Consider the following 8,495-nt stretch of genomic DNA (forward strand, 5'->3'; position numbering starts at 1 on the left):
TCGTCAACGAAACCGCGAAGATCAACCTTAAGACTGTGGTAGGTGGGCGGTGATGGTGCGGAGGCCAACGGCAAACTCGTCGGTAACCGCGATTATCGCAGGTGAGGGACTATTTGCCGGTGTCGGTAATTTTACCCACACGGGGTAGGTCGGGGAACTCGTCGACGGTATCGGAGGGCAACCGCTTCAGGTTCGCCAATCCGCCTCGGCCGGACACGCCGAGTTTGCGGTAAGCACTTGTCAGATGCTTTTCCACCGTGCGCCGGGTCACCTGCATGACCGCGGCGATCTCCTGGTTCGATCGGCCGTTCACGACGAATTCGACGACAGTTTGCTCGGTCTTGGTCAGCGCGGAAAGCCCGCTCGGGATCAGGCGGGGGACCGGGCCGTGGAATTCTTCGGCACCACCCCCCGGTGCCCAGGAGAAGCCGCCGGCCTCGGCGAGCGCGGATCCCTCCCTGAACCAGGTCTCGGCGTCGGCCCCGTCGGCCGTCCGCAGCCGCCTGCCCAGGTGCACCAGCGCCTTCGACAGTTCGAGCCGGTCACCCGATTCCCGCAGGACGTCGACGGCTTCCCGCAGCAGGAGCATCCCTTCGCGGCCCTCGGTCAGCGCGCCTCGCGCCCGCAGCGCCCGTCCACGTGCGGCCGGGGTGCCCCAGGCCGACGCGTGCTCGAACTCCTGGTTGGCCAGTTCGAGGGCGTTCCCGGTGTTGCCGAGTTCGGTGTGCAGATGGGCGGCCCAGACGCGCCACGGATACAGGCTCGAATTGACCCAGCCCGCCCCCTGCAGCTGCGTGCCGCAGTAGAGAAAACTGTCCAGCGCGGCCGCCAGGTCACCGTGCGCGGACGCGGTGAAACCCCGCAGCATGCGGAGGTGCACGGTCAGGTTCAGGTCGTCGGACACCGGACGTGCCGCCAGGATCCGGTCGGCCAGTTCGACGTCCCGTGTTTCGAGGGCGATCACGGCCAACGCGCTGGTCGACGCCTTGATCGCTTCGTACCAGCTCGGTCCGGTCTCCTCGTAGGCCCGCAGCGCGAGGATCTTCGCCTGGGCCAACCGTCCATTGTGGACGCAGAGGAGGCTCTGTTCGGCGTGGATCAGCGTCTGCGCGACGAGCGAGTTCCGTTGCCGTGCCTGGTCGAGCGCCGCGTCGAGCCAGGCGTCGAGGCCGACGGCGGAGTCGGCGGCGATCAGCGCCGGAACCAGGGAGGCGATCGCGGTGTGCACGTGCTCGGGTGACGGGGACTCCCCGGCGAGGATCCGGTGCGCGAGGTTCGCGGCTTCGCCCGAGGTCAGCCGCCTGGTCACGGTCGCCGCCCACACCAGCGCCGCGCTCAGCTCCCGTTCCCCGCCGGTGGACATCGGGGGGCCGGGGATGAACCCGCGCAACCTGGCGACGGCGTCACTGAGCTGCGCCGCGTCCGCGCCGCCGATATGGCGGAGGCGGGCTTCCAGCCGCAGGGCGGCATCGCGGTCTTCCCCGGTCAGTTCGTCGGCCTTCCCCAGTTTTTCGGCGGTTTTCCGCACCACCGGCGGCAGCATCGGGTTGGCACCGATCATGCCCGGCGGGATGCCCATGGCGGCCGCGGCGCGGTCCGAAACCGACGGCAGCAGCAGGATCGCCTGGGAGATGTGCCGTACCGAGGACACCGGATCGAAGCCACGCTCGGCGGTGGCCAGCTCGATAAGCAACCTGGCCCGGTCCTCGCCGTCGGCGGAACTGCCGAGCAGGGCTCGGTGCAGGTAGCGGGCGGCGGTTTCGGGCGCACCACGGAGAACCGCGGCGTGTGCGGCGGCACGGAACATCCCGATCGTCCAGCTGTCCTGGGCCGAACCGATCGACAGCAGCTGCGCGGCGACCTGCTCGGCCGGACGGCCCGCGCGGTGCAGCAGTTTGGCCGCGGCGAGATGGAACTGCTCGCGTACCTCGGCCGTCATCGCCTCTTCGACCGCGCGCTCCACCGCGGTGTCGACCAGCTTCGCCGTCGCAACGGTCGAGAGCAGGCCGAGCTTGCCGAGCGTCCGCAGGGCCTCCGAGTGCGCGCCGTCGCCCAGCCCGGCAAGCCCGGCGATCAGCTCCGGCTCGGTGCCGGAGAGGACGGCCATCGCCGCGGCGAGTTCACGGACCGGTCCTGGCTGCGCGTTCAGGCAGAACATGCGCTGGTCCAGCAGCAGCGCCGGGCTCAACGCGTGCACGGTGGCCGCTTGGGACGCCGTCGGCGGTACGTCTTTCGCGATCAGCCCGTCCAGCACGGTCGCCAGCGACAACGGGTTCCCGGCCGAAACCTCTTGGCACGCCTGGATGAACTTCGGATCCCCGCGCCGTCCGAACCGCCGGTTCACGAAGGCCGCCGTGCCGGCGAGGGAAAGGCAGTGCAGTTCCATCCTGGTGCCCGCGAGCACGGCGAGTTCCCGGAGCAGCCACTCGTCCGGATGCGGCCACTCCTCCCAGACGGTCACGACGATGACGATGCGCAGGTCGGCGACGAGCTTCGCCAGATACACCAGCAGGCGTAGCGACGGGGTGTCCGCCCACTGCAGGTCGTCGACCACGATCACCACGGTCTGGTCCCGGCTCAGCCGCGCCAGCAATTCGTGCAGCTTGGCCGGGATCGTCGGCTTCATGCTCGCCCACAGCTCGGAGTCCATCGGGTCGGCGCCTTCCGGGAGCATCTCCCGGACCAGGTGGCCGGCGTCGGCGAGCCATTGCGACTCTTCGTCGCCGGGGACACCGCTCACCACCGGGGCGAAAAGCTGGCAGATGATGCCCAGCTCGAAGTCGCGTTCCATCGGTGCCCCGGCGGCCCGGATGAACCGCACGTCACGCGCCTCGGGAAGCGCGGACAGCTGCCGCAGCAGCGCGGATTTGCCGATGCCCAGCGGCCCGGTGAACATCAGCAGCGAGCCGTCGCCGGCGTTCGCGGCCCGCAGCGCGGTGGCCGACGCCGCGAGTTCGGCCTCCCGGTCCAGCAGGACCCCCCGTTTCGCGGGCATGGCTCAGTCCCTCGCTCGCGACGGTGCTCCTGGAGCACTTAGCCCAAGGCTCGTGATGTCGGTGCTCCCTCCTGATCGTCCGGCTCGGGCCGGTCGGAGCCGAACGCCGGGGCCAGTTCGACCCGGCCGCTGATGGCCAGCTTGCGGTAGACGCTCGTGAGGTGGACCTCGACCGTGCGCAGGGCGAGTGACAGCGTGTCGGCGATCTCGCGGTTGGTGGCCCCGGCCGCCGCCAGTTCGCTGATACGCCGTTCCTGGCAGCTGAGCGCGTCGATCGGGCTGCTCTGGACGGCCTGCATCCGCCCGCCGGCGGCCACCAGCAGCGTGCGGGCCTTCCTGGCGAGCGCCCACGCGCCGCAGCGCACCGCCAGGTCCACGACCTGGCGGAAGTTCTTCCGCGCGCCCTTGACGTCGCCGGCTTGGAAGAGTCCCTGCGCCAGCATCGACTTCGCGATGGCGTGCTGGTACTTGGCCGGTGTGCCCGCGAGTGTCTCCGTCGCGGCGAAGAGCAGATCCAGTCCAGGCTTTCCCGGGGTGATGGCGCCTCTGGCCAGCTGGGCGTACCCGGTGCCGCGGGCGGTTCCCCAGCGCGCGGCCAGCTCTTCGCCGTGCGCCACCACGTCTTCGGCCTCGGCGCCCCGGCCGAGCCGGGCGAGCAGGAAGCTGGCGGGGATCCACCACGGCGCGAAGACCGCGTTCTCGATCTGGGCTTCGGCCAGACTCCGGCCGCAGGCCAGCGCGTCGTCCAACGCGTTTTCGTGGTCCTCCCGGTAGGTGTGCAGCGCGGACCTGGCCAGCAAAAAAAGGGGGGCCCAGAAGCCGAACTCCTCGAGCCATCGTGAACTGATCTCGCCCAGCAGCCGTTCCGCGGTGTCGGCCTGTCCCTGCGCCACGAGCGCGTTGGCCAGCGCCACTTTCGGCAGGGCCATGTCCTCTTCGGACGTCAGCCGGATCGCTTCACCGGCGTCGGCGGCGCATTTGGCGATTTCGCCGATCCGGTTCCACGTCCAGGCCCTGGCCGTCAGCACCGTGGCCGCCGCCCACGGTGGCGAGTCCGCCGTGTCGGCTTCGAGCATCTTGTCCAGCTCGCCGAGCGCCTCGTCGGGCAGGTCGGCCAGGCTCAGGACGTAAGCGACCGTCGTGCGGGTCGTGCAGGACGACGCCTCCTCGTCGGTGGCGTTCACCGCGCGGCGCGCGTAGTCCACGGCCAGGTCGGCCGGGCCGCCCGCGGCCGCCCTGCTGATGGCGTACCCGGCGTAGCCCTGCCACTCGGCCCAGTCCTCGGTGGTCGGCCGCAGCCCGTCCCGGTTCGGTCCCCGGCCCCAGCCCACCAGCTGCATGGCGGACTCGGCGTCGGCGAGCCGGTCGACGAGCTGCGCGCGATGCCCGGCGTCGGTGGTGCGCTCCAGCATGTCCTCCAGCACCACGGCGGCGGCGGGGGGATCGATCTGTGCCAATGCGTTCGCCAGTTCCATCCGCGCGCCGAAGTCGTCCGGTTCATCGGTGACGACCCGGCGCAGGTACCGCGCCGCGGCCTGTGGCCGGGCGTCCCAGCGCGCGGCGGCCGCGGCTTCGCGCAGGACCGTGCCCATCCACGGTTCCTTCAGTTCCGGCAGGTGGAGCAGCTGAGAGGCGACGTCCTCGGCGCGGCGGCCCGTGTCGTTGAGGATCCGGGCGGCCCGGTCACGCCAGTTCAGGAGCAGGTCTTCGGGCAGGTCGCGGAGGATCGCCGTCGCTCCGGCGGGGGAGAGCACACCGAGTTCTTGCAGGACGCCGAGCGCGGTGGCGACCGAGCGTTCGGGCACCCCGGCGAGCATGCCGACCGCTTCGCCCCCGGCGTCGCCGAGCACGGCCACGGCCACCGCGACTTCACGGACGTGCCACGGCTGCCCGTCCAGCCGCGCGGCTGTCGAGTCCGCGGTGCTTCCGGGATGCGGGCGCGCGCAGGATTCCGGTGGTGCGGCCATTTCGACCAGCACGCAGCGGTCGTGGGAGAAGATGTCGCTGAGCGGGAACCGTCGCCGCCCGGTCTCCGTGCGTTCCGACAGCAGGATGAACAGCGGCAGGCTCTGGGTGCGGCGCAGCAGGAAGTCCATCCACCGCAACGATTGTTCATCGCACCATTGGACGTCGTCGACGACGATCGCCTGCGGGCCGTCGGACATCAGGTCGACCATGATCCGGGACAGGCCGTGGAGGAAGGGGAGCGCGGGTTGCCCGGCCGCCGGGGCTTCGCCGGCCGGGGCCAGCAGGCGCCGCACCACTTCGTAGCCTTGGTCGGCGGCCGATTCTTCGCAGCGCACGTAGCGGACCTCGATGTCCATCTCGATCCCGCTCGCCGCGAGGGCGTCCTGTAGCACTGCCCGGCCGCAGCCGACCGGCTCGCGCAGCAGGACGGCCTGGGCCGAGCCGTGAAGCGCTTTCTGTAGCCGTTCCGGCAGCGTGCCCCCCTGGTCTGGCATCGGAACCTCCCGTCATCGACGAGTCAAACGTTTGCGGCCGAGCGGGCCGCCGGCAAGTTGCGGATTCTTCAATCAAGCCGTTGAAGCGAGTCGTCATTTGTCCAGTGGTTGTCTTGTCTCTCCCCGGCCACAGTGTCGGGTGCGGGAGCGGCGCCCGCCAGGGTTCCGGACCGATCGAGCGCGTTCGTACGAAGGTTTTGCCCTATCTTTCTCCCGGCCCGGCCACCGTGATACCCGGGGTGACGAGCTGAATTCCCAGTGTTTTCCCTAGTGCGATTCGTGGTCGTCCGGGGTAAGGAGCGGGATACCCGCGGTCACCGAATGGAACTAGGGGAATCCGCAGTGCTCTCCGGAGTAATGTGAACTTCATCATAGTTCCGGTCCGATAAGTCGCATTCCTCCGTTAATGAGCCCGCGTATCCGGGCGAAGACCAATTCGCGTATCCGGTGTCCCGTAAAACATTGTCGTCGGGAAAGGAAGTCCGTCATGACCAGTTTGAAGATCGTCCTCGCCGGTGGTCCGGAACAGCTGTGCGAAATCGGCCGCGTCCGGGAAGTCGGCGACCTGACCGAAACGGTCAAGGTGTCTTACGCGTCCGGATACGAACATTTCGCACACAACGGGGAAACCGCCGAGATCGACGGTTATCGGTTCCCGGTCTTCCAATGGTGCGGCAAGACCCGGATCGCCGAGTGAGTCCGGTGCGGGTGAGCTGTCACCAGCTCGCCCCGGTCGTCGGCGACCTCGGCGGCAATTGCGAACTGATCGCCGAGACGCTGTCCTCGGCCGCGGCCGGCGGTGCGGACGTCGTCGTCCTGCCGGAACTGGCGACGTCGGGCTACGTCTTCGCGTCCAAAGAGGAGGCTGCCTCGGTGGCGCTCACCGCCGCCGACGTCATCGCCCAGTGCGCCATGGCGCTGTCGGGCTCAACCACGGTCGCCGTGGTGGGTTTCTGCGAGCGGGGCGAAGGCGGCCTGCTCCACAACAGCGCGGCGATCGTCGACGCCGACGGCGGCCTCGCCGTCTACCGCAAGACCCACCTCTGGGACGCCGAGAAGCTGGTCTTCACCCCGGGTTCGGCACCGCCGCCGGTGGTACCCACAGCGGCGGGCAAGGTGGGCGTACTCGTCTGTTACGACCTCGAATTCCCGGAACTGACCCGGCAGCTGGCACTGGCCGGGGCCGAGCTGATCGCGGTGCCGACCAACTGGCCGCTGTTCGACCGCCCCGCCGGCGAGCGGCCCGCGGAGACGATGATCGCGATGGCCGCCGCGCGGACCAATCGCGTGTTCGTCGCCTGCTGCGACCGGACCGGCGTCGAGCGCGGGCAGCACTGGACCGAGGGCACCGCGATCGTCGACCGCGACGGCTGGGTGGTGGCCACCCCCGGCGCGGACGGCACGGCGGTCGCGGAACTGGAACTGGAACTGGCGCGGGACAAAGCCATCTCGCCGCGCAACGACGTGCTGGACGATCGTCGTCCGGAGCTGTACCAGGCCGTGGTCCACGGCGGGGAAGTCTCGCAAATTCCCTAGCATATCGGCGATCTGTTGACACCCCTCGGCTGATCCTGCGACTGTCGTGTCGCGTCGTCCGGATGGGTTCTCGCCTGGATTTCTGGTCGTCGATCTGCGTTCGGTGACTGTGTCGCTTGTGGACAGTCAGGACGATTCATCAGTGGCGGAGTAAAGGAGTTTTGGTATGTCCAGGCGCGCATTGATCACCGGGATCACCGGGCAGGACGGGTCGTACATGGCCGAGCACCTGCTCTCGCAGGGATACCAGGTGTGGGGCCTGATCCGCGGACAGGCCAACCCGCGCAAATCCCGCGTCAGCAAGCTCGCGTCGGAACTCAACTTCGTGAACGGCGACCTGATGGACCAGGCGAGCCTGGTCTCCGCGGTCGACCAGATCCAGCCGGACGAGGTGTACAACCTCGGCGCCATCTCGTTCGTCCCGATGTCGTGGCAGCAGGCCGAACTCGTCACCGAGGTCAACGGCATGGGCGTGCTCCGGGTGCTCGAGGCGATCCGCACGGTGAGCGGGCTTTCGGTCAGCTCCCGCCCGTCCACCAGTGGCCAGATCCGCTTCTATCAGGCGTCTTCCTCGGAGATGTTCGGCAAGGTCTACGAGACTCCGCAGTGCGAGACGACCACCTTCCACCCGCGCAGTCCGTACGGTGTCGCCAAGGCCTACGGGCACTACATCACCCAAAACTACCGCGAGTCCTACGGGGTGTACGGCGTCTCCGGGATGTTGTTCAACCACGAGTCCCCGCGTCGTGGCGCGGAGTTCGTGACCAGGAAGATCTCCCTCGCGGTCGCCCAGATCAAGCTGGGGCTGCAGGAAAAGCTCTACCTCGGCAACCTCGACGCGATCCGCGACTGGGGTTTCGCCGGCGACTACGTCCGCGCGATGCACCTGATGCTGCAGCAGGACGAGCCCGGCGACTACGTGATCGGTACCGGCCAGATGAATTCGGTGCGCGACGCGGTGCGGATCGCGTTCGACTGTGTCGGCCTCAACTGGCAGGACCACGTGGAGATCGATCCCGCGCTGGTCCGGCCGGCCGAAGTCGAGACCCTGTGCGCGGACTTCAGCCTGGCGCGTAAGGAACTGGGCTGGAAGCCCTCGGTCAGCTTCGCCGAACTCATGCAGATGATGGTGGAATCCGATCTCCGCCAGGCTTCGCGCGAACTGGAGTTCGGCGACCTTTCCCCGGCCGGGATCTGGTAGCCACGCACCGCCGGATTGCTGGTCAGAGGTTGTGAGTGGCAACAAGTGTTAGAACACTCTTTGCCACTCGCGACCCCACTGCGGCAGCCGACCGATGATGCGCCGATCGTGACCACTAAGGATTTTCCTGCCGTACAGCGACGAAACTGACGGTATGACGCAGCTCGGGAAGCCACGTATTCGGCGGGTGCAGGTACGCCGCCCACCGGATACGTGGCTTCCTCGTTGTGGTGAGACCAACATGCGATGTGCGACGCGGGCACGAATTCGCCCGCCTGCGGCTGAGATGGGTTGAGCTGGA

Annotated in this window: 5 protein-coding genes; 3 read left to right on the forward strand and 2 right to left on the reverse strand. The window is 68.6% G+C overall.

Annotated elements, in window-relative coordinates; genetic code table 11:
• Positions 1-109: 109 nt before the first annotated feature.
• Positions 110-2,995: a helix-turn-helix transcriptional regulator gene (locus VGP60_RS31280; RefSeq protein WP_327551746.1), complete on the reverse strand. Its 2,886-nt coding sequence runs from the start codon at positions 2,993-2,995 to the stop codon at positions 110-112.
• A gap of 38 nt (positions 2,996-3,033) precedes the next feature.
• Positions 3,034-5,457 (reverse strand): LuxR family transcriptional regulator, encoded by a 2,424-nt coding sequence (locus tag VGP60_RS31285; protein ID WP_327551747.1) that lies wholly within the window; start codon positions 5,455-5,457, stop codon positions 3,034-3,036.
• A 487-nt stretch (positions 5,458-5,944) separates the two neighbouring features.
• Between VGP60_RS31285 and VGP60_RS31290 the strand changes: the two genes are divergently transcribed.
• The 3 genes from VGP60_RS31290 to VGP60_RS31300 all read left to right on the forward strand — a co-directional run bounded on the left by VGP60_RS31290 (position 5,945) and on the right by VGP60_RS31300 (position 8,194).
• Entirely contained in the window at positions 5,945-6,154 is a 210-nt protein-coding gene (locus VGP60_RS31290; protein WP_327551748.1) for a DUF5988 family protein, read from the forward strand.
• Positions 6,151-6,993, forward strand: a complete 843-nt coding sequence (locus VGP60_RS31295) for a nitrilase-related carbon-nitrogen hydrolase (protein WP_327551749.1) — start codon at positions 6,151-6,153, stop codon at positions 6,991-6,993. The genes VGP60_RS31290 and VGP60_RS31295 overlap by 4 nt, the downstream gene beginning before the upstream one ends.
• A 166-nt stretch (positions 6,994-7,159) precedes the next feature.
• Positions 7,160-8,194, forward strand: a complete 1,035-nt coding sequence (locus VGP60_RS31300) for a GDP-mannose 4,6-dehydratase (protein ID WP_327551750.1) — start codon at positions 7,160-7,162, stop codon at positions 8,192-8,194.
• Positions 8,195-8,495 lie beyond the last annotated feature (301 nt).

The organism is Amycolatopsis sp., assembly GCF_036008905.1.
GTDB lineage: Bacteria > Actinomycetota > Actinomycetes > Mycobacteriales > Pseudonocardiaceae > Amycolatopsis.

What these genes read in the sequence shown, in the direction of transcription:
- VGP60_RS31280 (WP_327551746.1), bottom strand. Translation starts at nt 2,995, where the DNA reads ATGCCCGCGAAACGGGGGGTCCTGCTGGACCGGGAGGCCGAACTCGCG.
- VGP60_RS31285 (WP_327551747.1), bottom strand. Translation starts at nt 5,457, where the DNA reads ATGCCAGACCAGGGGGGCACGCTGCCGGAACGGCTACAGAAAGCGCTT.
- VGP60_RS31290 (WP_327551748.1), top strand. Translation starts at nt 5,945, where the DNA reads ATGACCAGTTTGAAGATCGTCCTCGCCGGTGGTCCGGAACAGCTGTGC.
- VGP60_RS31300 (WP_327551750.1), top strand. Translation starts at nt 7,160, where the DNA reads ATGTCCAGGCGCGCATTGATCACCGGGATCACCGGGCAGGACGGGTCG.